Here is a 24600-nt window from a genome sequence, read left to right as displayed (position 1 = left end):
TATCTAAAATGTGATATTTTATTGTTAGATGGTTTCAATAGAAAAGGAGAAGATAATAATGGACTATAACAAATTAGCATTAGAAATGCATGAAAAGAACAAAGGAAAATTAGGTGTATTCTCAAAGGTTGAAGTGAAAAATAGAGAGGATTTAAGTACAGCATATACACCAGGTGTTGCTGAACCTTGTAGAAGAATAAGAGATAACAAAGCAGATGTATATCGCTATACAGCAAAAGGTAATCTTGTAGCAGTTGTTACGGATGGTACTGCGGTATTAGGACTAGGAGATATCGGACCAGAAGCAGCAATGCCTGTTATGGAAGGAAAAGCAGTACTATTTAAAGAATTTGCTGGAGTTGATGCATTTCCAATCTGTTTAGATACAAAAGATACAGAAGAAATTATTAAAGCTGTTAAATATATCGCTCCAACTTTTGGTGGAATTAACTTAGAAGATATCTCAGCACCTAGATGCTTTGAGATTGAAAGAAGATTAAAAGAAGAACTAGACATCCCAGTATTTCATGATGACCAACATGGAACTGCAATTGTAGTATCAGCAGGATTAATTAATGCACTTAAATTAGTTGGTAAGAAGATGGAAGAAGCAAAAGTTGTTATTAATGGTGCTGGTTCAGCAGGAATATCAATCTGTAAACTATTATTAGCACTAGGAGTATATGATGTTGTTCTCGTTGATATAAAAGGAGCATTGGTACCAGGACAAGAATGGATGAATGATGCTCAAAAAGTAATGGCTGAGATTACAAATAAAGAAAAACAAAGTGGTAAACTAGCTGAGATTATGAAAGGCAAAGATGTATTCATTGGAGTATCAGCACCTAATATAGTAACAGCTGAGATGGTTTCAACAATGGCTAAAGATTCTATAATCTTTGCAATGGCAAATCCAACTCCAGAGATTATGCCTGATGAAGCAAAAAGAGGTGGAGTAAGAGTAATGGCAACTGGACGCTCTGATTTCCCTAATCAAATAAATAATGTTTTAGTATTTCCAGGAATTTTTAGAGGTGCCTTAGATGCGAAAGCAACAGATATTACAGAAGAAATGAAAATTGCTGCGGTAAAAGCAATCGCATCAATCGTAACCGAAGAAGAGTTAACCGAAGAATATATCATTCCAGGAGCTTTTGATAAGAGAGTATCAGTAGCAGTAGCAGAAGCGGTAGCAAAAACAGCAAAAGAACTAGGAATTACGAAAGAATAATCTTGTGAATTGGCAAGAAAGGGAATATAGATGAATTTAAAAAATATTAAAATTAGTGGAATAAGTCTTCCAATCTATCTTTTGATATCAGCATTAATATTAGGAATGGCACACTTAGAAATGCTTCCAAACAATATGATGGGGGCTTTAGCAATCCTTATGGTTTTAGGCGGGTTATTTAATACAATAGGTAATAATTTACCAATTGTGAAAAGTTATTTGGGCGGTGGAGCGGTTTTTTGTATCTTTGCATCCTCTGCGTTAGCAACTTTTAATTTAATACCATCCAGTGTAGTAACCAACTGCGAAAATTTCATGAATGGTGTAGGTTTCTTAGATTTATATATCGCAGCGCTAATAACGGGCAGTATATTAGGAATGAATCGTAAGTTATTAATTAGAGCAGCAGTACGATTTTTACCTGTTTCCTTTATTTCGATGGCATGTGCAATACTAATGTCGGGTCTTGTTGGTATGCTATTAGGTCATGGTTTTGCAGATTCTATTCTTTATATTGCGATGCCAATGATGAGTGGTGGAATGGGAGCTGGAGTTATTCCGTTATCAGGTATATATGCGAATGCTACAGGTATTCAGTCAGCTGCCATAATATCTCGTATGATTCCAGCGTCAGCACTTGGTAATGTTTTGGCAATTATCTGTGCGGCATTACTTGCAAAATTAGGTAATGTAAAGCCAAATCTAAGTGGTAATGGTCAACTTATGAAAACAAATTCACATAGTGATGAAGAAGTGGCAGAAAATAAACTTGATTACATAATGATGGGAACAGGACTATTAGTATCAATCGCTTTCTTTGCGGTGGGTGTATTAGTTAATAAGTTCATTCCTAATGTGCATGCGTATGCTTTTATGATTATAATTGTAGTTATTTGTAAAGTGGCTGGAATTATTCCAAAAAAATATGAACAGGCAGCAGTACAATGGAGTCAATTCGTTATGAAGAATCTTACGACAGCTCTATTAGCAGGAATTGGTGTTACATTACTAGATCTTAAGCTACTAGGAGCTTCCATAACTCCTTCCTATCTGATGATCTGTGTTTCAATTATTTTAACAGTAGCCTTGTGTTCTGCAATAGGCGGTAAATTAGTTGGATTCTATCCAATCGAATCCGCAATCACAGCAGGACTTTGTACCAATAGTATGGGCGGTACTGGAAATATTGCAGTACTATCAGCAGCGGATCGTATGGAATTAATCCCATTTGCTCAGATGGCTACAAGAATTGGTGGAGCGTTAATATTAATTATTTCGAGCTTTATGATTCAGATCTTTGGCTAATATAGAGCATAAATAGTATTTCTTTGACACTATGATAAAAATATCCTAATAAAAGTTAAAACATGTAAGTACTATGGATAATATATAGTATTTACATGTTTTTGTGTATGTATTGGAGCTATAAGTTGTAAGAAAAAAGTAAGAGATAAATAATAAATAAGCAAGAAATAAGAAATTACAATAAAGGATTTAGACAATTAGATAAAATTAATCTATTTATATTAAATATTTTTGTCAATTTACTAGTAGAAATCAAATATATGCAGTGCTATAATGAAACACTGTGAAATGGAAAAATATCATCTAAATGTTAATAGAAGGAGAGTTATTTATGAAAAAGAAATTAGTATTTATTGTATCACTGTTATTTATGCTGTGTGTTACAAGTATCCCAGTAACAACGAGCGCAGCAGCAGAAAAAAATGTAACTAAAAGCTTTAAAGAAACCAAGAAAGTAACAAAATTGGTAAATGAATTAAATGATTGGACTGGATATCAATATATCTATTTGTTAAAGAATGGAGAGAAAAAAACAGTTCAATTAACAGATAAGAATATTTTAAATATTGCTGGATTTAATTATTATGAACCGAACTTGGGTGATATTGCTACTGCTACCCAAAAAGGAATTATAAAAAGAACAAATTTATTATTTGGTAAAAAGCCAAACTTAACTACTTTAAATACCTATGATAGTAAGACAGCACAAGAACAAATGAATAAAAATGGAGAATTTATTAGTGTTGTAAGTGGTGGTGCAATAACAACAATGGTTGGTGACTGGGGTACTTATGCACCTAGTATGAAAGTATTAAAAATAACAAAAGTAAACCAGAAAACGTTTCATGTATATGTAGAGACATATTTCCGAGAAGTCGGTACTAAGAAAAAAGATTATTATGGTGTTACTAAGTTTACAATTCAAAAAACAACCAATAAATCATCTAATGGATATATCATCACAGGAATAAAGCTACAAAAAGCTAAAAAAGTAGCAAAATAAATAATTCAAAACATGTAAAGATCGCCCAGTTTAAAACGTTTAAACGTTTTAAACTGGGCGGTCTTTTATATTATACTTTTTTCTGAACGGTCTGTCGAACTTCTAATTGCACATCTAAAGTGATATTTTGGGAAGGAATATCAACCTGATTGATTGCATCAAGTAATAGATTCACTGCTGATTCTGCTTTCTTTTTTACATCCTGAGATACCGTAGTAAGTTTTGGTGTTACAAGTGAACATAAGTCTAAATTATCAAATCCTATGACGGATAAATCATTAGGAACTACACATCCATTGATTCTTGCCCCTTCTATTATACCAAGTGCAAGTAGATCTGCGGCAGCAAAGACAGCTGAAACATCATAGTTATGGTTTGCCATATCGCGTCCAATATTAATACCATCTTCATAACGTGTAAAGGTATTAATTAGGTTTTCTTCCACATACGGTATATTTGATTCTTCAAGCGCTTTGCGATAACCCTGGTATCTTTGGCTTACAATTTCGTTAGTTTCGCTATAGCATCCAGCAAAAGCTATTTTGCGATGTCCATTCGATATTAGATATTTCGTAGCGATATATCCACCTTTATAATCGTTAACTCCAACCATAATGGCTTTTGGATTATCATTATTATAACTATCGATGAAAACAATAGGACATTTACTATGCTCAAGAATTTCATTCATAGCTTCTTTTGGTTGCTGAGAGATGAATATAGCACCATCTACGTTCCAATTATGTAAGATGGTAGAAACATTTTCTACTGTTTCTACAGATCTTATAATTGCATAGTAACCGGATTGACGAATCAAAGATTCTAATTCACCAAATAATTCACTAATATATGGGTCTTTAAAGAGGTTTTGTTTTGCTTCATAAGAATTGATAAATATTGCAATTAATTTAGAAGACTTCTTTGAAAGGCTTCGAGCACTAAGATTCGGTACGTAGTTATACTTTTTTACTAATTCTTGTATTGATGTTATAGTCTGGTCAGATACCTTCGAATGTTTACCGTTAATTACATTCGAAACTGTCATTATACTGACACCGGCTTCTATAGCAATATCTTTTAAAGTGGCCATTGATTAATTTCCTCTCAATCTGTTAATTGGTTTAACGGTAAAATAATTTGGTTAAAATAAGTTTAACATTAAACTCAATTTTAGTTTAAAATTTAGGTATAAAACAAGTTTAACATGCTAAAATATAAATATCAATCATCAATATTACCAAAATTGGAAAAAAATTTAAAAAATAATTGACAAATATTAGAATAGGGATTATATTGTAAGTGTGGTTTAACGTTAAACAAATATTTATAAGAATTAAGGAGGATGGTTTATGAAAAGAAATATTTTCAAAAAATTTATTGTTATTACAACAACGATATGTTTGACCGTGAGTTTATTTACTGGGTGCTCAAATAAGAAAGACGACACCAAAGATGTAGCAGGTAAGAATTCAGTTTCAGAATCAAAATCAAAAGATCCATGGGAATTAGCAAGGACAACTCCATATGAGCCATATCCAGAGGAAGTTCAATACACTATTGGTATGCAAGTTAATGCGAGTGTAGCTTATCCAAAAGGAAGTAGTGATAATGCTGAAAATAATGGATATACAAGATTATATAAAAATAAATTAAATATTCAGAATAAAAATGCATTCGAAGCTGTTGATGGCGATGATTATAACCAAAAAGTATCTATGGCAATTACAACAGGAAAAATTCCTGATATCATGAGCGTAGATTATAAAACGTTAAAAGAACTTATTGAGAATGACATGATAGAGGATCTTACAGATAGTTATAAAAACTGTGCAAGTGATCTGATGAAGAAAATCTATGCATCCAATGATAATAAATCACTTAAAATGGCTACTTTTGATAAAAAGTTATATGCAATTCCTGTAACATCAATATCTGCGGGCCAAGAAATGTTATGGTTAAGAGGCGACTGGATGGATAAATTAAATCTTAAAGAGCCAAAGACAATTGAAGATATTGAACATATTTTACAAGAATTCGTAACCAAAGATCCAGGTAACAATGGTGCAGGTAAAACAATAGGTTTAGCACTAAACCCTGATATATATTATGGCGGATATGCACAAGCTTATCAAGCAAATAATATCTTTACATACTTTGGGGCATGCCCAAAACAATGGATTGAAAAAGACAATAAAGCAGTATATGGATCCGTTCAACCAGAGATGAAACAAGGATTACAGGTACTATCTGATTGGTATAAGAAAGGCTTAATTGATCCACAAGTTGCTATTAGAAAATATGACGATATTACAGCGTTAGTATCATCAGGTCAATGTGGTGCTTTATTCTGTGGCTGGTGGGCACCATATGCATTGGAATCTTCATATACATTAAACAATAATGTTGACTGGAGGGCTTATATAGTACCAGCTGGTTCAGATGGAAAAGTAACAATGTTTGCAGGAAATCCAAACCAGATGTATAAGGTTGTAAGAAAAGGATATAAACATCCAGAAGTATTAGTAAAAGCTGTTAATATATCATTGGATTATAATCAAGGAACTTCTTCTTATACTGATACTAGTGATATAGCAAAAGAATATCTGGACTATGTAAATCATGCTTATGGAGTAGACCCTATTGGAGGATTTGATTATTATAATGCTGCATCATTAGCTTATGAACACATTAGTGAAGCAATTGATGGAAAAAGAGATCCAAAAGATATGATTATGTATGAAAATACATTATATCAGTCATGTAAAAAATATCTCGATGCAGTTAAGAAAGGAAAGAAAGCAGATTCAACTGATTGGCTAAACTATAATGCACGTATGGTTTCAAGTAAACTTATGCATGATACTCCAGTCAACATAATTCAACCAGTGTTCTTTGATCAGACTCCTTCCATGCCACTTATGTGGTCGACACTAGAAAAGATGGAGAAAGAGACGATGTTAAAGATTCTTACAAATGAGAAGAGCGTTGATTACTTTGATACCTTTGTTGATAAATGGATGAAGGCAGGTGGAGAACAAATTACAAAAGAAGTTAACGATGCTCTTAAATAAATTTATATACAATTTTGTAAAAGGATATGAATTTGATTTTGAGATATTGAAACGCTAAATCATAAAACAGTTATTCTTTGTGTGCTTAAAAGATGAATTGGCATATGACTTTGAGTCATAATTTATAAGTCTGACATACAGAAATAGAACAATTTCTTATTCATTTCTGTATGTCATATTTAAATTATAAGGCAGGTAGATGAAAAATGCATAAATCAAGAAAACAATTATATTATCATGCTATGATGTTTCCAGGAATGGTTTGCCTATTTATTTTCTCTTTTGTACCTATGTTTGGTATTATAATGGCTTTTCAAAATTATATTCCAGCAAAAGGAATCTTTAAATCAAGGTGGGTAAATTGGGATAATTTTAAGTTTATTTTTACCATTCCAGACAGTAAGCAAATATTTATAAATACAATAATTATTGCTTTAGGAAAAATGATTTTAGGAATAATTATTCCGGTAAGTTTTGCTTTGTTATTAAATGAGATTAGAAAAAAGGTTTTTAAGAAAACAGTACAGACAATTGTATATTTACCACACTTTTTATCTTGGGTAGTCTTAGCGACAGTAGTACAGTATATATTCTCATACGATGGACCTATCAATGCAATGTTGTCTTCATTCCATATTAGTCCCATTATGTTCATGGGAAGCAACAAATGGTTTCGACCAATCATGATATTAACAGAAAGTTGGAAGGAGTTTGGATATGGATCAATTATTTATTTGGCTGCATTAACTGGTATAGATCCAGGTTTGTATGAAGCTGCATCGATAGATGGTGCGAATCGATGGAAGAGATTAATTCATATCACCATACCAGGTATTTTACCAATCATCTTAATTATGACAACTATGAGCCTTCCTAATATTCTAAATGCAGGTTTTGATCAAATATTTAATCTATATAACCCATTAGTATATCAATCAGGTGATATTATTGATACCTATGTATATCGCGTTGGTATGTTACAAAGGCAATATAGTTTGGCTACAGCAATTGGTTTGATTAAATCAGTTATTGGTGCAATTTTAATAGCGACTGCTAATAAACTTGTTACGACATTCTCTGATCGTACGATGTTTTAGGAGGGAGAAATATGCAGGTTAAAAAAAGAAAAAGAATACATATAGCCGATGTTATTATATATTTCATAATACTTGTGCTTACGTTATTATGTTTGCTACCACTATTGAATGTGGTTGCAACCTCATTTAGTAGCAGTGCAGCTGCAACAGCAGGTAAAGTTGGTATCTTCCCAGTTGATTTTACCTTGAATGCATATCATAAAATTCTTGAGGATCATCAACTCTGGAGATCGTTTATGATATCTATTATTCGTGTAATATTAGGAACGTCCTTGAATCTTTTATTTGTTATCACAATGGCCTATCCATTATCTAAGAATAAGAGAGAATTCCATGCACAAGGTATTTACATGAAATTTGTACTGTTTGCAATGTTGTTTAGTGGTGGTATGGTTCCATTATTTATGGTAGTAAATAAACTTGGATTATTAAATACTATATGGTCACTAATCCTTCCAGGAGCAGTAGGCGTTGGTAATGTTATATTATTAATGAACTTTTTTCGTAGTGTACCAAAATCGTTAGAAGAAGCTGCTGAAATTGATGGAGCGAATCCTATACAGGTATTAAATCATGTGTTCTTGCCAGCATCTAAACCTTGTCTTGCAACAATCTGTTTGTTTTGTATTGTTGGACATTGGAATGATTATTTTAGTGGTATTTTGTATATCTCTAAAACAACGAATTATCCACTACAGACTTATATACAATTAATATCTGCTCAATTTGATTTATCAAAGGTAACGGATATTGAGAAATTAAAGCAGTATCTGTTAATATCAACAAGAACGCTTAACTCAGCTAAAATCGTTATTTCAGTTGTTCCTTTACTTATTATATATCCAGTATTACAGAAGTATTTTACAACAGGTCTTGTTGTAGGAGCGGTAAAAGAATAAAGAAATTGAATAAAATGTGGAGGAGATTCATGAAAGCAATTTATCAAATTAAAACAGCGGCGAAAAGCAATACCTCCAGTATTATAAAAGGAGTGAATTATCGTTTCACAGTACTTACTGATTACTTAGTACGAATGGAATATAATTCAGAAGATCATTTTGTGGATTTACCATCTCAGACAGTTTGGTGTCGTGACTTCCCAGAACTAGAATATGAATTGATTGAAGATGGAGAATATATTGTAATACAAACCAAAGGATTCAAATTAGAGTATAAAAAAGGCTACATGTTTTCGAAAGGGACTTTAAAGATACAAACGATATCAGAACATGGCACACCACTAGAAATTTGGCATTATGGTGATCCTTATCAAACTTTAAAAGGAACCTTACGAACTTTAGATGAAGTTGATGGTAGTAAAGAATTAGGCGAGGGGATGATATCCAGACAAGGATATACTTTGCTTGATGATAGTAAAAGTTACTTGATTAACGATGAGGGTATCATACAGGCACGCCCACAAAATCATTTTGATTGCTATTTTTTCGGATATGGACATTCATATAAAGAGTGTATCAGAGATTTTTATCATCTGACTGGGATGCCACCGTTACTTCCTAGATATGCTTTAGGAAACTGGTGGAGTAGGTTCCATAGATACACGCAAGAGGAATACAGGAAGCTAATAACAACCTTTGAGGAAAATAATATTCCGCTTTCCGTGGCGGTAATTGATATGGATTGGCATATAACACAAGTAGAAGAGAAGTATTTAAGTGGATGGACGGGTTATACTTGGAATAAAGAATTATTTCCAGAACCAGAAAAATTACTTAAATGGCTCCATGCTAAAAATCTTAAGATTACGCTTAATGTTCATCCAGCACAAGGGGTAAGACCTTATGAGGCAAAATATAAAGAAATAGCAGAATATTTAGGATATGATATATTGAAGAATGAGACGATAGACTTTGATGCTGCAGATTCAAAATTTATGGAAGCATATTTTGAATTTCTACATCATCCATTGGAGGAACAGGGTGTTGATTTTTGGTGGGTTGATTGGCAGCAGGGAGAAGATACGAAACTATCAGGGTTAGATCCGTTATGGATATTAAATCATTATCATTATTTAGATAATAGTACAAATGGAAAACGGCCACTTATATTGTCTCGTTACGCAGATCTTGGAAGTCACAGATATCCAGTTGGTTTCTCAGGTGATTCTATTATATCATGGGCTTCCTTAGACTTTCAGCCATATTTTACAGCGACAGCATCAAATGTAGGATACTGTTGGTGGAGTCACGACATTGGTGGGCATATGTTAGGAAAATATCAAGAAGAGCTCCAGGTACGATGGGTACAGTTTGGGGTATTTTCACCTATAATGCGTTTACATAGTTCAGCGAGTGTATTTAATCATAAAGAACCATGGAATTATAGTTATGAGGCAGAAGCGATTATTAGCAGGTATATGAGATTGCGCCATAAAATGATTCCTTATATATATTCAATGAATTATAGAACACATGCAAATGGAATCCCACTCATTGTTCCAATGTATTATGAGTATCCAGAAGACGTGTCAGCATATCACTGCCCAAATGAATATTTTTTTGGATCTGAGTTAATCGTATTACCGATTACCTCTAAGGTGAACCAAGAGAGTAAAATGGCTAATGTGAATTTTTGGTTTCCAGAGAGTATTTATATTGATTATTTTACAGGCTTAATATATCAGGGAAAGAGAAGAATGCATATATATCGTAATAAGGAGAATATACCTGTATTCATGAAAGCGGGTGCCATAATTCCATTAGTGGTTAATAATGAGAATCTAAATGATACTTCCAATCCAGAATGCATTGAAATATGTGTCGCAGCTGGTGCTGATGGAGAGTTTTCATTGTATGAAGATGATGGTATAAGTATGGATTATGAACAAGGACACTTTGCAATGACTAAGATGATCTTAGATTATCAAAAAGAAGCAGAGTTTATCATTCAAAAACCAATAGGAGATATGAATGTAATTCCAAAAGACAGAAGGTACCAATTGAGAATGAAAGGATTTAAAAGACCTAGTAAAATTCTTATGCTTAATAAAGAGAGTCTAATAGATTTAGAGTATCAATGGGATTCCTTACATAACGAAATATTCATTAAAGATATACCAGCTACAAACCAAGAAATAAGAATTAAGTTCGTTGATGGTATGAGTTTAGCGAATAATAACGTAAAAGAACTATGCTTTGAAATTTTAGATCATGCAGAAATAGATTTCTTTTTAAAGGAAATGATTATGTCTTGGCTTCAAAATGATTCTATAGAAAGTGTTTTGAGTTCTATTAATACATTAGAGATACCTTGTGATTTGTATGGTGCAATTAGCGAAGTATTACTTGCACAAGATCATTAAAACGATAAATATTGGAGGGATAAAAAGGAATGGGAGGCTATAAATTGAATCAATGGCTAGATAGTGTATATTCGGATGGATCAAAATATTATGTAAGTAACCCCTTTCCGAAAAAAGGAGAGACAATATCCATTCAATTACGAATGTTAGAAAATACGGATATTTCAAATGTACTATTAAGAGTTAAGGAATTTGGAATAGAACAACTCTATACCATGAAACTTTGTAGGAACGAGAAAGGGCTTATTTATTACACTTGTGATGTAAAAGTAAAAGAAGCAAGATTACAATATCAGTTTTATTTAGTAACAAAGGATGCTATATATTACTACACTCAATACCGAATAACTGATTACATACCAGATGAATCAAGAGATTTTATTATATTAGTGGATTATAAGAAAGTGGACTGGGTAAAGAAAAGTGTATTTTACCAAATATTCCCAGAACGATTCTGTAATGGAAGAACAGAAATAAGTGTAAAAGATGGAGAGTATAGTTATCAAGGGTATAAGACAAAAGAAATAAAAAACTGGAACACTCCTGCAGCTAATTGGGAAGAAAGTCATGGTGTTGATTTCTATGGAGGAGATATATACGGTATTATTAATAAATTGGATTATCTAAAAGATCTTGGAGTGACTGCCATATATTTAAATCCCATTTTTTTATCTCCATCGGTACATAAATACGATTGTATTGATTATTTTCAAGTTGATCCTCATCTTGGAGGGGATGATGCGTTGATTCAATTATCCGATGAGCTACATAAGAGAAATATGAAGCTGATACTTGATATATCCGTTAATCACACAAGTTCAGCGAGTATTTGGTTTAACCGTGACAATGAGTTTTATGAAGCTAATGTTGGTGCTTTTCAAAATAAAGATGCAAAGGAACGCGAGTTTTATTTCTTTGATGAAGAGAATCATTATGATACTTGGGTCGGAGTTAAGACAATGCCTAAGCTAAATTATACTTCCGAAGATTTGAGAAAAATCATATACAAAGATTATGATTCTGTTTTAAAAAAATGGATTCACTCACCATATAATATCGATGGATGGAGATTTGATGTCGCGGATTGTATGGCTAGAAATGAAACGATTGATCTTTATCATGAGGTGTGGAGAGAATTATGTAAAGAATTAAAGAAGGAGAAACCAGACCTTTTGATACTGGCAGAAGATTGGGCAGATTGTTCTGAAATGTTTCGAGGAGACGAATGGGATTCAACGATGAATTATTTTGCATGTGCAAGACCTATTCGAGAATTTCTCGGAGAGACAGATTTATTTAATGTAAGAAATGATATACTAAGAGGTGTACAGGTGAAAATGAAAGCGTGCCAATTGAAGAATCGTATCATTGAGTTTTATTCAAGAATACCATTTTCAATGTGTAACCAATTATTTAATTTACTAGGCAGTCATGACATCTCTAGATTATATAATAATGAACAAGTTCATCCAATGGAATATCGTGGAGCGGTTATGATGCTATTTACGTTACCTGGAGCGCCTAATATTTATTATGGTGATGAGAGGTTATTGGATGGAAGAATTACTGATAATGAGGGATACCGTTATCCAATGGATTGGAATATGGAATTGACAGAAGATAAACGAGATAATTATCTATTGTATCAAAAACTGGCAATGTTAAAACAAAATTCAGAAGCTTTAAGTGATGGTGGATTTTTAGTTGTATATGATGAAGCATATGTCTTTTCATATGCTAGATTTACTGATAAAGAAGTTATCTTTGTGATTTGTTCCACCAACTTAATCGAACAAGAAGTTACTTTGCCATTAAAATATTTTGGACTAGGTACGATGGTAACTATGGAAGAATGCTTTGGAAACCATATTAATCTAGAGTTGATAAATGGAATGTTAAAATTTACAGTACCTGCGCATCAGAGCTATATGATTCGGATTCGCCTAGAGTAAGTTTTCGTAGAATGATTAAGAATAAGGTTTTTATTTAAGAAAAAATCAAAATACAAATTACTTGAAATTTGTCATATAATAGTGTAGAATACTAATAGTTTAAATGGCTTTACGATTAATCGTTAAGCCATTTTTCATGAGGATAAGTGAAAATTAAATGAGATTAATCTTTTTTAAAAAAATAGCTGAATTATTTTAAGATAATAAGAAAAATTAAGAAAGAATAATGGAAATCAATTGTACATTATAGAAATTATGTGATAAAATATAGTGTGCAAAAAGATACTTGCGTTTATTTATAGCTAAGAAAGAAACGGTCACTAATAAGTTTCACATTATCTTATAGATAAAGCGCAAATGATAGTATTGTTCAATAATAAAATAGAGATAATAATAACCAGAGGTAAAGATGATGCAAAATTATAAGAGAGTTTTATTAAAACTAAGTGGAGAAGCGCTTGCAGGCGAAAAGAAGACTGGATTTGATGAAGCAACCTGTATTGAAGTGGCGAATCAAGTAAAATCGTTAGTTGAAGAAGGTATTGAAGTTGGAATTGTAATTGGCGGTGGTAACTTCTGGAGAGGAAGAACAAGTGAGACAATCGACCGTACAAAGGCAGACCAAATTGGTATGTTAGCAACGGTAATGAATTGCATTTACGTGTCTGAGATTTTTCGCTTTGTTGGAATGCAGACAGAGATATTAACACCATTTGCATGTGGTTCTATGACTAAATTATTCTCTAAGGATCTTGCAAATGAAAGTTTTGCTGCCAAAAAAATAGTATTCTTTGCAGGTGGAATAGGTAATCCATATTTTTCAACGGATACTGCAATTGCTTTAAGGGCAATAGAGATGGAAGCAGATGTCATTATGTTAGCGAAATCTATCGATGGCGTATATGATAGTGATCCAAAGACAAATCCTAATGCTAAGAAATATGACGAGATTACAATAGACGAAGTGTTAGATAAAAAATTAGCGGTTATGGATTTAACTGCAACTGTTATGTGTCTAGAGAATAAGATGCCAATGCTTGTCTTTAGTTTAAATGAAAAAAATAGCATCATTCATACATTACAAGGAAAATTTACAGGTACAAAAGTAACTGTGTAATATATATTAGGAGGATTATAATGGATTCAAGAATTGGACAATTTGAAGAAAAAATGAACAAATCATTAGATACTTTAAACGATGAATTATCATCAATCAGAGCAGGTAGAGCTAATCCAAGCATACTTAATAAAATCAAAGTTGATTATTATGGTACACCATCTAACTTACAATCAGTAGCAAATGTATCTGTTCCGGAAGCAAGAGTTATTCAAATTCAACCATGGGAAAGCAGTTTAATTAAAGAGATTGAAAAAGCAATTATGCAATCTGATATTGGTTTAACTCCAAATAATGATGGTAAAGTGATTAGACTTGTATTTCCAGAATTAACTGAAGACCGAAGAAAAGATTTAGTTAAAGATGTTAAGAAAAAAGGTGAGAATGCCAAAGTAGCAATTCGTAACATTCGAAGAGATGCAAACGATGCATTCAAAAAACAAAATAAAGCAAATGAAATTTCTGATGATGAATATAAGAGTATAGAAGATCAGGTTCAAAAACTTACAGATAAATATATTGCTGATATCGACAAAGCTATTGAAGCAAAATCAAAAGAAGTTCTTACCGTATAAGCTTACTCTTTATAAAAAGGTATTGACTTGATATTCAAGTTTTAATAATGATAATAGAATTGTTTTAAATAGGAATTCTATTATATATAAAGAGAACAAGAGGGACGTATTTTGTATAAGGCAAAGTACGTCCTATTACAGTATTAGGAGGTCTCAGATGGGAGACAAAATAAATGAAAATGGAATGAGAATTCCAAATCATATAGCAATTATTATGGATGGAAATGGTCGTTGGGCAAAAAAAAGATTTATGCCACGTAATTTTGGCCATGTACAAGGAGGCAAGACAGTTGAAAAAATATGTGAAGCCGCAGATAAGATGGGAGTTGAATATTTAACTGTATATGCATTTTCGACAGAAAACTGGTCAAGGCCAGAAGAGGAAGTTAATGCAATCATGAAGCTTCTAAAGAATTATTTGAAAGATTGTATAAAAACAAGTAATAAGAATAATATGCGAGTTCGTGTTCTTGGGGATATCAGTATCTTTAATGATGATATGAAAAAAAGTATTAAGGAATTGGAAGAAACATCCACGAAGAATACGGGACTTAATTTTCAAGTTGCATTAAATTATGGTGGCAGGGATGAAATGATTCGTGCTATTAAAAATGTTGCCGTTGATTATAAAGAAAATAAATTTGATGTTTCTCAAATAAATGAAGATATGTTCTCGGATTACCTTGATACAAAAGGAATACCAGAACCTGATTTACTTATAAGAACAAGTGGTGAGCAAAGATTATCTAATTTCTTATTATGGCAATTGGCTTACACAGAATTTTATTTTACTGACGTATTGTGGCCGGATTTTGATAAAAAAGAATTATTAAAAGCTGTGGAGTACTATAATAATCGAGATCGAAGATTTGGCGCAGTATAGGGGGTAAAGTATGTTAAATACATTTTTAATTAGACTTAGAAGTTCAATTATTCTTATGATTATTACATTATTTACAGTAATCATGGGTGGAAATATCTTATTTGCTACAGTAGCAATCATTTCATTAATAGGATTAACTGAACTTTTTCAAGTTGGGAATATTAAGAAAACCATATTAGGTATTATAACTTGTCTTGCTTCTTTGGCATATGATTTTATGATTTTATTAGATAAAGAAGATTATATCATGATGTTATTTATTGCGTTTCTTTTACTTTTATTATTTAGTTATGTATTTACATTTCCTAAATATAATACAGAACAAGTAACATTAGCGTTTTTTGGATTCTTTTATGTATCCCTTATGCTTTCTTACATATATAAAGTAAGGGTTCTAGAAGATGGAGCAATTCTTGTATGGCTTATCTTTATTGGAGCATGGGGCTCAGATACATTCGCTTACCTATCTGGAATCTTATTAGGAAAGCATAAGATTACACCAAAATTAAGTCCTAAAAAATCATTAGAAGGTTGTATTGGCGGTGTGCTAGGTGCAGCCCTAATCGGATTTATTTATGCATTGGTATTTAAAGGTTATCTTACTCATTACGAGAATCCAATGCTTGCATTTGCAATTATAGGAGCAGCATCAAGTGTGGTATCACAAATTGGTGATTTAGCAGCTTCTGCAATTAAAAGAAATCATGACATTAAGGATTATGGTACTTTAATTCCTGGCCATGGAGGAATTCTAGATCGTTTTGATAGTATTATAATTACGGCACCTATTGTTTATTTCTTAGCTACATCCATCCTATAATCAATTCATAGAAATAAAAATTGAATGTATGATATTGAAGTAGTCATGGTAAACAATTGGTATTGGTGTGATAAAACTTCACACACCTAATAAGAAAGTCGCCTTAGATGGCAGATGGGAGTTAGGATGAAGAATATTACGATATTAGGTTCAACTGGTTCAATCGGTACTCAAACTCTCGAGGTTGTTCGAGCAAATGACGATCTTAAGGTAATTGCCTTAGCAGCAGGAAGTAATATTCGTTTGTTAGAACAGCAAATCAGAGAATTTAAGCCAAGAATTGCTTGCGTTTGGGACGAAAAGAATGCAAAAGAACTTAAAGAAAATGTAAAAGATATCGATGTTAAAATAGTATCGGGTATGGATGGACTGATTGAGTGTTCAACTGTATCTGATATAAATATAGTTGTTGCTGCGATTGTTGGCATGATTGGTATAAGACCAACAATTGAAGCTATTAAAGCTGGTAAGGATATTGCATTAGCTAATAAGGAAACTTTAGTTACTGCTGGACATATTATTATGCCTCTAGTTGAAGAATATGGCGTTCAGTTATTACCAGTAGATAGTGAACATTCCGCTATTTTTCAAGCTTTAAATGGAGAAAAGGGTAATGAGATAAGTAAAATTATCTTAACAGCATCTGGTGGACCATTTCGAGGAAAAAAGAGAAGTGAACTAGTTAATATTCAGGTAGAAGATGCACTTAAGCATCCAAATTGGGCGATGGGGCGAAAGATAACAATTGATTCATCCACCATGGTCAATAAAGGATTAGAAGTAATTGAAGCAAAATGGTTATTCCATACACCAATTGATAAGATTGAGGTGGTTATACAGCCACAAAGTGTCATTCATTCAGCGGTTGAATTCTTAGACGGTGCAGTTATTGCACAATTAGGAACACCAGATATGAGGCTTCCAATCCAGTATGCACTTTATTATCCAGAGAGAAGAATGCTATCAGGTGAGAGATTAGACTTTTTTAAATTAGCTAATTTAACATTTGAAAAGCCAGATATGGATACCTTTTCATCACTTCGTCTCGCATATGAGGTTGGTGAAATTGGTGGAAGTATGCCAACGGTATATAATGCAGCAAATGAGAGAGCAGTTGAGAAGTTCTTAAATAGAAAGATTAAATATTTAGACATTCCGGATATCATAGAATATTGTGTTAGGGAACATAAATTGATTGAGAATCCATCCGTGGAAAAAATTCTAGATATTGAAAAGACAACATATGATATTATAGAAAGTAAATGGTAGAAGGATATCATTTATTGCCTTAATGAAGCCACGTTCGGCAGATAGGAGTTAGCATGAATATAATTATAGCAATACTAATATTTTCACTAATTATTATCATTCATGAATTAGGTCACTTTTTATTAGCCAAGAAAAATGGCATTGGAGTGACAGAGTTCTCTTTAGGAATGGGACCAAGACTAATTAGTTTTGTAAAGAATGACACGAGATATTCACTAAAAGTATTTCCACTTGGTGGATCTTGTATGATGCTTGGTGAAGATGAATTAGTAGAAGATGAGAGGGCATTCAATAAAAAGCCTGTTTGGGCGAGAATCTCTGTTATAGCAGCGGGACCAATTTTTAATTTTATCTTAGCATATGTATTGGCTATGATTATTGTAGGGGCTATCGGTTATGATGTACCAAAATTATATGATGTCCAAAAGAATTCGCCAGCGATGGAAGCTGGATTGCAAAAAGGTGATATAATAACAAAACTTGATAATACGAAGATTAGTATAGCAAGAGAGATAAGTAGCTATATGTACTTTAATGCAAATGGTGCACCAATTAAAGTTACTTACCAGAGAGATGGCAAAGTTAATACTGTAACATTAACACCAAAATTACAGAAAAATGGTAAGTACCTTATGGGAGTATATGCAGCGTCAAATGTAAGGGAAAAAACTTCAGCGGTTGGTGTATTTAAATACAGTGCAGTAGAAGTAAAGTACTGGATTGTTACAACGGTTAAGAGTGTTGGAAAATTAATTACTGGTAAAGTAGGAATGAATGAAATGGCAGGACCAGTTGGTGTTGTTAGTATGATTGGTGATACGTATCAAAGTAGTATCAGTCATGGTATTTTCATTACGTTAATGAGCTTGGCTAATCTATGTATTTTACTTAGTGCTAACCTTGGTGTTATGAACTTGCTTCCAATACCAGCATTAGATGGTGGTAGATTAGTATTTCTGTTTTTAGAAGTATTAAGAGGAAAGCCAATTGACAAAGAAAAAGAAGGCATGGTTCATATGATTGGATTTATTGCACTAATGCTTTTAATGGTCTTTGTCATGTATAATGATATCAGTCGATTATTTACGAAGTAAATATAGAAAGTAAGCAAGAAAATATGTAACTTAGTTATGTAATAATAACATTTATATTGTTAAGTTTCAGTAGAAAGGAGCTTTCACAATAAGCAAAATTAAAAGGTTCGTGAAAATTAAGAATCTAACATGAATGCTATTGTGAAAGCTTTTTATATCATCTATTATAGAAGCGGTTTAGATGATTTGTGGCAGATTCAGTCACAATTGCTCTTAAATATAGAAGAAGGGATAGTGAATGCTAGATATGAAGAGAAATAATACAAAGGTAATTCATATTGGTAATCAAGTAATTGGAGGGGATAACCCAATCTTGATTCAATCAATGACAAATACAAAAACAGAGGATGTTAAATCAACTGTAGAGCAAATAAAGAGACTAGAAGAAGCAGGTTGCGAGATTGTACGTTGTGCAATACCAAATATGGAGGCAGCAAATGCGATTCAATTTATTAAACGTGAAATCAAGATTCCATTAGTTGCAGATATTCATTTTGATTACCGTTTAGCACTAGAAGCCATTAAGAATGGTGTTGATAAGATTAGAATTAATCCAGGAAACATTGGAGATATAAATAAAGTGAAGGCAGTTGTAGATGCCGCAAAAGAAAAGAATATTCCAATTCGAGTTGGTGTAAACAGTGGTTCTTTAGAAAAACCAATCTTAGAAAAGTATGGTTGTGTTACACCAGAAGGTATTGTAGAAAGTGCTCTAGAAAAAGTTAAAATGATTGAGGATTTAGATTATGATAATATGGTTATTAGTATCAAATCATCTGATATCCTAATGGCTGCAAAAGCGCATGAGTTGATTGCGGATAAGACAAGATATCCTCTACATGTTGGAATTACTGAATCAGGAACACTATATAGTGGTACAATTAAGTCCTCCGTTGGTCTTGGAATTATCCTATACGAGGGGATTGGTAACACAATTCGAGTTTCACTTACGGGAGATCCAGTCGAAGAGATTAAGGCAGCAAAACATATTTTAAAGAGCTTAGATCTAAGAAAAGGTGGAGTCGAAGTTATCTCTTGTCCAACATGCGGAAGAACACAGATTAATTTAATTAAGCTAGCGAATGAAGTAGAAGAAATGGTAAAAGATCTCTCGTTAGATCTTAAAGTGGCTGTTATGGGGTGCGTGGTAAATGGCCCAGGAGAAGCGAGAGAAGCGGATATCGGAATTGCAGGAGGCAACGGAGAAGGAATTATTATCAAAAAAGGGCAAGTGATTAAGAAAATGAAGGAAGAAGAGCTACTAGATGCACTTAAGTATGAACTACTTCATTGGAATAAGTAAAAAAGGTACTATATAGATATAGCATGCGTAAGAAATGGGAGTGAAAGAAAATGGCATTAACTTTTTTTGAAGTATTTGACCATTTAGAAGTGAATAAAGATTTGGGAGACTTATTCAAAGAAGTAGTTGTTGAACGAATAATTGCTTCCAAATCAAAGAAACAGTTAAAGATTCACATATTAAGTCACCGTTTAATCAGTCGAAATAATATTAAGAAGATAGAATATCAAATAAAGAAACAATTATTTTTTGAGACTGAAAATGAAATTAAGTTAATGGAAAAATATAAGTTATCAGCGCAATATACACCAAATAAGTTACTCACAAGTTATGAGGATAGTATATTAAGTGAACTTCGAGAGAATAGTGTTCTAGAATATAATATATTAAAAACATCAGAAGTTAGATTTGAAGAAGAAAAAATGATACTTCGTTGTGAGGATAGCTTTCTAACCAGAAATAAATCGAGTGAGATGAAACAGAAGTTAGAAAGCATTTTCAATGATCGATTTGGTTATGGTGTTATGGTACAATTTGAATATTATGAGCCTATACGAAGTGAAGATGCCGAAGAAAAAGACAATGAGCATTATGCGAACGGTCATGCTTCTACATATGAAGAAACGGTAGGTTCACATAGTAATACTCATAATCAGGTACATGAATCAGAAGAATCAGTACATGCACAAAAAGTAGAAACTACAAAAGCAAAAGTAGAAGCGAATCCAGAACACAACAAAGAGAAAAAAGACGAGAAAAAGCCATTTGAGAAGAATAAGTATTCTTATAAAAAAGCTATTGATGATCCAGATATCTTCTATGGTAAAGGGTTCGAAGGAGAAGCAATTCCAATCGTAGACATCATTGATGAGGTTGGAGAAGTAGTAATTCGTGGTAAGATTTTAAAGTTAGAGGATAGAGAACTTCGAAATGAAAAGACAATTATAACATTTGCAGTAACTGATTTTACGGATACTATTACAGCAAAGATATTCTTAAAGAATGAACAGGTTGCGGACTTAAAAGCGGACTTAAAAGAAGGAATCTTTATTAAAATGAAGGGTATGGCTTTGCTAGACCGATATGATAGAGAGATTACAATAGGGTCCATTGTTGGAATTAAGACAATCCCGGACTTTACAGTGACGAGAAAAGACAATCATGATTCAAAAAGAGTAGAACTTCATGCACATACGATGATGAGCGATATGGATGCCGTTGTGGATGTAAAAAAATTAATCAAACGTGCTATGTCATGGGGGCATAAAGCATTGGCAGTTACGGACCATGGAGTTGTACAATCATTCCCAGATGCGAATCATACGGTGGAGGGCACTGATTTTAAAGTAATATATGGTGTTGAGGCTTACTTGGTAGACGATCTAAAAGATATCGTTCAGAATGGAAAAGGACAAAATCTTGATGATGCCTATGTCGTTTTTGATCTTGAAACCACAGGATTTGGACCAATCAAAGATCAAATTATAGAAATTGGCGCGGTAAAAGTGATAGATGGCAAGATTGTGGATACGTATTCAACCTTTGTTAATCCGGACATTCCGATTCCATTTGAAATTGAGCAATTAACTGGTATTAATGATGAGATGGTTCTTGGCTCACCGATGATTGATGTTATCTTGCCAGAATTTATAGAGTTCTGCAAAGACTGTGCTATGGTAGCACATAATGCATCCTTTGATATCGGTTTTATAAATAAAAAGGCTGAAATATTAGGAATTCCAACGGATTTTACTGTCTTAGATACAGTAGCTCTAGCAAGAATTCTATTACCAGATCTTAATAAGTATAAATTAAATATAGTTGCCAAAGCCCTTAAGATATCTTTAGAGAATCATCATAGAGCAGTTGATGATGCAACAGCTACAGCAGAGATATTTCTTAAATTCGTTGAGATGCTAAAGGAAAAAGGAGTTACAAGTCTTGATAAATTGAATGAAATGAGTAAATTATCGAGTGACTCTATTAAGAAATTGCCTACGTATCATGCGATTATACTTGCAAGGAGTGACATTGGAAGGGTTAATTTGTATAAGTTAATCTCATTATCGCATATTGAATATTATAATAGAAGGCCGAGAATTCCTAAGAGTGTATTTAATGAGAATAGAGAAGGGTTATTAATTGGCTCTGCTTGTGAAGCAGGTGAATTATATCAAGCGTTATTAAGGCAAGAGTCGCAGGAAGAGGTTACAAGACTTGTGAACTTCTATGATTATCTTGAGATTCAGCCTCTTGGAAATAATGATTTCATGATTCGAAGTGATAAGTATGATGTAAGTTCGAAAGAAGATCTGATGAATCTGAATCGTAAGATAATAGAACTTGGAGAAGAATTTCATAAACCAGTCGTTGCAACTTGTGATGTGCATTTCCTAGATCCAGAAGATGAAGTCTATCGACGAATCATAATGGCTGGAAAAGGCTTTAAGGATGCAGATGATCAGGCGCCATTATTCCTTAGAACAACGGATGAGATGCTAGAAGAATTCTCCTATCTAGGAGCAAAAAAAGCAGAAGAAGTTGTAATAACGAATACCAATAAGATTGCTGATATGATTGAAAGAATATCACCAGTTCGCCCAGATAAATGTCCACCGGTTATTGAAGATTCTGATAAGACTTTAAGACAAATCTGTTATGATAAAGCAACTTCAATCTATGGACCTGAGTTGCCTGTGATAGTAAAAGATCGTTTGGAACATGAATTGAATTCAATTATAAGCAACGGATTCGCCGTTATGTATATCATAGCGCAAAAGCTAGTATGGAAATCAAATGAGGATGGCTATCTAGTTGGATCAAGAGGTTCGGTAGGTTCTTCGTTCGTTGCAACAATGGCAGGTATCACAGAAGTTAATCCGCTTGCTGCACATTATTACTGCTCGGAATGTCATTATTATGATTTTGAATCAGAGGAAGTTCGTAAATATGCAGGAAGTTCAGGGTGTGATATGCCAGATAAAGCCTGTCCTGTTTGTGGTGCTCCACTTAAGAAAGATGGACATGATATCCCGTTTGAGACATTCTTGGGATTCAAAGGTGATAAGGAACCAGATATCGATCTTAACTTCTCGGGTGAGTATCAAAGCAATGCCCATGATTATACCGAAGTTATATTTGGTAAAGGCCATACTTTTAGAGCAGGTACCATTGGTACACTAGCAGAAAAAACAGCATATGGATATGTATTAAAGTACTATGAAGAACGAGGACAGCATAAGAGAAGAGCAGAAATAGAACGTATTGTTGACGGGTGTGTTGGAGTTAGAAGAACTTCGGGTCAGCATCCAGGTGGTATTATTGTATTACCTCATGGTGAGGAGATTTACTCGTTTACTCCAGTACAGCATCCTGCAAATGATATGACAACAAAGACAATAACAACTCATTTTGATTATCACTCTATTGATCATAACCTACTAAAACTTGATATTCTAGGCCACGACGATCCAACCATGATTCGTATGCTAGAAGACCTAACAGGATTAGATTCAAAAACGGTAAGATTGGATGAAGAAAAGGTATTATCCCTATTTGATAATTTAAGTGCCCTAAAGATTAGACCTGAGGATATTGGAGGGTGTGACCTTGGATCTCTTGGTATCCCTGAATTCGGTACAGATTTCGTAATGCAGATGTTGCGTGATACAAAACCAAAGACCTTTTCTGACCTAGTACGTATCTCGGGATTATCTCATGGTACCGACGTATGGCTAAACAATGCGCAGACATTGATTGCAGAAGGAAAGTGTACACTATCAACTGCAATCTGTACACGTGATGATATCATGACCTATCTGATTAATCAGGGGGTAGAGAATGGTCTTGCATTTACCATCATGGAAAGTGTTAGAAAGGGCAAGGGCCTTAAGCCAGAAATGGAAGAAGCAATGCTTAAAGAAGGTGTACCAGATTGGTATATCTGGTCCTGCAAACGAATTAAGTACATGTTCCCAAAAGCACATGCGGCAGCCTATGTTATGATGGCATTCCGTATCGCTTATTTTAAGGTGTATTATCCACTTGCTTATTATGCAGCATTCTTTAGTATTCGTGCATCTGCATTTAACTATGAACTCATGTGCTTAGGCAAAGAGCGTCTTGAATATTACATGAATGATTATAAAAAGCGTAGTAATGAGTTAACAAAGAAAGAGCAAGATACACTAAAAGATATGAAAATTGTTCAAGAAATGTATGCACGTGGATTTGAATTTACGCAAATTGATATTTACCGAGCACATGCACATAGATTTCAGATTATTGATGGTAAATTAATGCCAGCATTAAGTACCATTGACGGACTTGGAGATAAGGCAGCAGATGCAGTTGTAGAAGCTTGTAAAGATGGCAAATTCTTATCAAGGGATGACTTTAAACAACGATGTAAAGTCAGTCAGACAGTAGTAGATTTAATGGCAGATTTGGATCTGTTTGGAAACCTGCCTGCATCGAATCAGATATCCCTTATGGATTTCTTGGAGATGTAGTTTGGTATTGAATGGATACACGTTTAAGTAAAAATACTATCATCTTT

At 33.2% G+C, this 24600-nt stretch carries 17 protein-coding genes; 16 read left to right on the top strand and 1 reads right to left on the bottom strand.

Annotated elements, in window-relative coordinates; all coding sequences use genetic code 11:
- The first annotated feature begins 58 nt into the window (after nt 1-58).
- The 3 genes from bsdtb5_RS14070 (at nt 59) to bsdtb5_RS14060 (ending at nt 3539) form a co-directional block, all read left to right on the top strand.
- On the top strand, nt 59-1231 hold the full coding sequence (locus bsdtb5_RS14070; RefSeq protein ID WP_271712609.1) for an NAD(P)-dependent malic enzyme: 1173 nt from the start codon (nt 59-61) through the stop codon (nt 1229-1231).
- Nucleotides 1232-1261: 30 nt separating this feature from the next.
- Entirely contained in the window at nt 1262-2536 is a 1275-nt protein-coding gene (locus bsdtb5_RS14065; protein ID WP_271712608.1) for a 2-hydroxycarboxylate transporter family protein, read from the top strand.
- A 331-nt stretch (nt 2537-2867) separates the two neighbouring features.
- Nucleotides 2868-3539 carry a hypothetical protein gene (locus tag bsdtb5_RS14060; protein WP_271712607.1) on the top strand — a complete coding sequence of 224 codons (672 nt, stop codon included), beginning with the start codon at nt 2868-2870 and terminating at the stop codon, nt 3537-3539.
- A gap of 70 nt (nt 3540-3609) precedes the next feature.
- Here bsdtb5_RS14060 and bsdtb5_RS14055 read toward each other — a convergent pair whose 3' ends face one another.
- Nucleotides 3610-4629: a LacI family DNA-binding transcriptional regulator gene (locus tag bsdtb5_RS14055; RefSeq protein ID WP_271712606.1), complete on the bottom strand. Its 1020-nt coding sequence runs from the start codon at nt 4627-4629 to the stop codon at nt 3610-3612.
- Nucleotides 4630-4888: 259 nt separating this feature from the next.
- Between bsdtb5_RS14055 and bsdtb5_RS14050 the strand changes: the two genes are divergently transcribed.
- The 13 genes from bsdtb5_RS14050 (at nt 4889) to bsdtb5_RS13990 (ending at nt 24553) form a co-directional block, all read left to right on the top strand.
- Nucleotides 4889-6610, top strand: coding sequence for a type 2 periplasmic-binding domain-containing protein (locus tag bsdtb5_RS14050; protein WP_271712605.1), 1722 nt, complete (start codon nt 4889-4891; stop codon nt 6608-6610).
- 206 nt (nt 6611-6816) lie between these two features.
- Nucleotides 6817-7707: an ABC transporter permease gene (locus tag bsdtb5_RS14045; RefSeq protein ID WP_271712604.1), complete on the top strand. Its 891-nt coding sequence runs from the start codon at nt 6817-6819 to the stop codon at nt 7705-7707.
- 11 nt (nt 7708-7718) lie between these two features.
- Complete coding sequence (locus tag bsdtb5_RS14040) at nt 7719-8606, top strand: carbohydrate ABC transporter permease (protein ID WP_271712603.1); 888 nt, start codon at nt 7719-7721, stop codon at nt 8604-8606.
- 29 nt (nt 8607-8635) lie between these two features.
- A complete protein-coding gene (locus bsdtb5_RS14035; protein ID WP_271712602.1) occupies nt 8636-11029 on the top strand; it encodes a glycoside hydrolase family 31 protein in 2394 nt (797 codons plus the stop codon).
- A 44-nt stretch (nt 11030-11073) separates the two neighbouring features.
- Nucleotides 11074-12981 (top strand): glycoside hydrolase family 13 protein, encoded by a 1908-nt coding sequence (locus tag bsdtb5_RS14030; RefSeq protein ID WP_271712601.1) that lies wholly within the window; start codon nt 11074-11076, stop codon nt 12979-12981.
- A gap of 412 nt (nt 12982-13393) precedes the next feature.
- Nucleotides 13394-14098: a UMP kinase gene (gene pyrH, locus bsdtb5_RS14025; RefSeq protein WP_271716114.1), complete on the top strand. Its 705-nt coding sequence runs from the start codon at nt 13394-13396 to the stop codon at nt 14096-14098.
- Between the two features lie 20 nt (nt 14099-14118).
- Nucleotides 14119-14673, top strand: coding sequence for a ribosome recycling factor (frr, locus tag bsdtb5_RS14020; protein ID WP_271712600.1), 555 nt, complete (start codon nt 14119-14121; stop codon nt 14671-14673).
- A 184-nt stretch (nt 14674-14857) separates the two neighbouring features.
- Nucleotides 14858-15556, top strand: coding sequence for an isoprenyl transferase (locus bsdtb5_RS14015; RefSeq protein WP_271716113.1), 699 nt, complete (start codon nt 14858-14860; stop codon nt 15554-15556).
- A gap of 10 nt (nt 15557-15566) precedes the next feature.
- Nucleotides 15567-16376 carry a phosphatidate cytidylyltransferase gene (locus bsdtb5_RS14010; protein WP_271712599.1) on the top strand — a complete coding sequence of 270 codons (810 nt, stop codon included), beginning with the start codon at nt 15567-15569 and terminating at the stop codon, nt 16374-16376.
- 126 nt (nt 16377-16502) lie between these two features.
- A complete protein-coding gene (locus bsdtb5_RS14005; RefSeq protein ID WP_271712598.1) occupies nt 16503-17645 on the top strand; it encodes a 1-deoxy-D-xylulose-5-phosphate reductoisomerase in 1143 nt (380 codons plus the stop codon).
- A 53-nt stretch (nt 17646-17698) separates the two neighbouring features.
- A complete protein-coding gene (rseP, locus tag bsdtb5_RS14000) occupies nt 17699-18739 on the top strand; it encodes an RIP metalloprotease RseP (protein WP_271712597.1) in 1041 nt (346 codons plus the stop codon).
- A 247-nt stretch (nt 18740-18986) separates the two neighbouring features.
- A complete protein-coding gene (gene ispG, locus bsdtb5_RS13995) occupies nt 18987-20042 on the top strand; it encodes a flavodoxin-dependent (E)-4-hydroxy-3-methylbut-2-enyl-diphosphate synthase (RefSeq protein ID WP_271716112.1) in 1056 nt (351 codons plus the stop codon).
- A 50-nt stretch (nt 20043-20092) separates the two neighbouring features.
- Nucleotides 20093-24553, top strand: a complete 4461-nt coding sequence (locus bsdtb5_RS13990) for a PolC-type DNA polymerase III (RefSeq protein ID WP_271712596.1) — start codon at nt 20093-20095, stop codon at nt 24551-24553.
- The last annotated feature ends 47 nt before the right edge of the window (nt 24554-24600 follow it).

The organism is Anaeromicropila herbilytica, assembly GCF_016591975.1.
Classification (GTDB): domain Bacteria; phylum Bacillota; class Clostridia; order Lachnospirales; family Lachnospiraceae; genus Anaeromicropila; species Anaeromicropila herbilytica.
The sequence above is the reverse complement of the archived record's forward strand: the minus strand, read 5'-3'. Positions and strand labels throughout refer to the sequence as shown.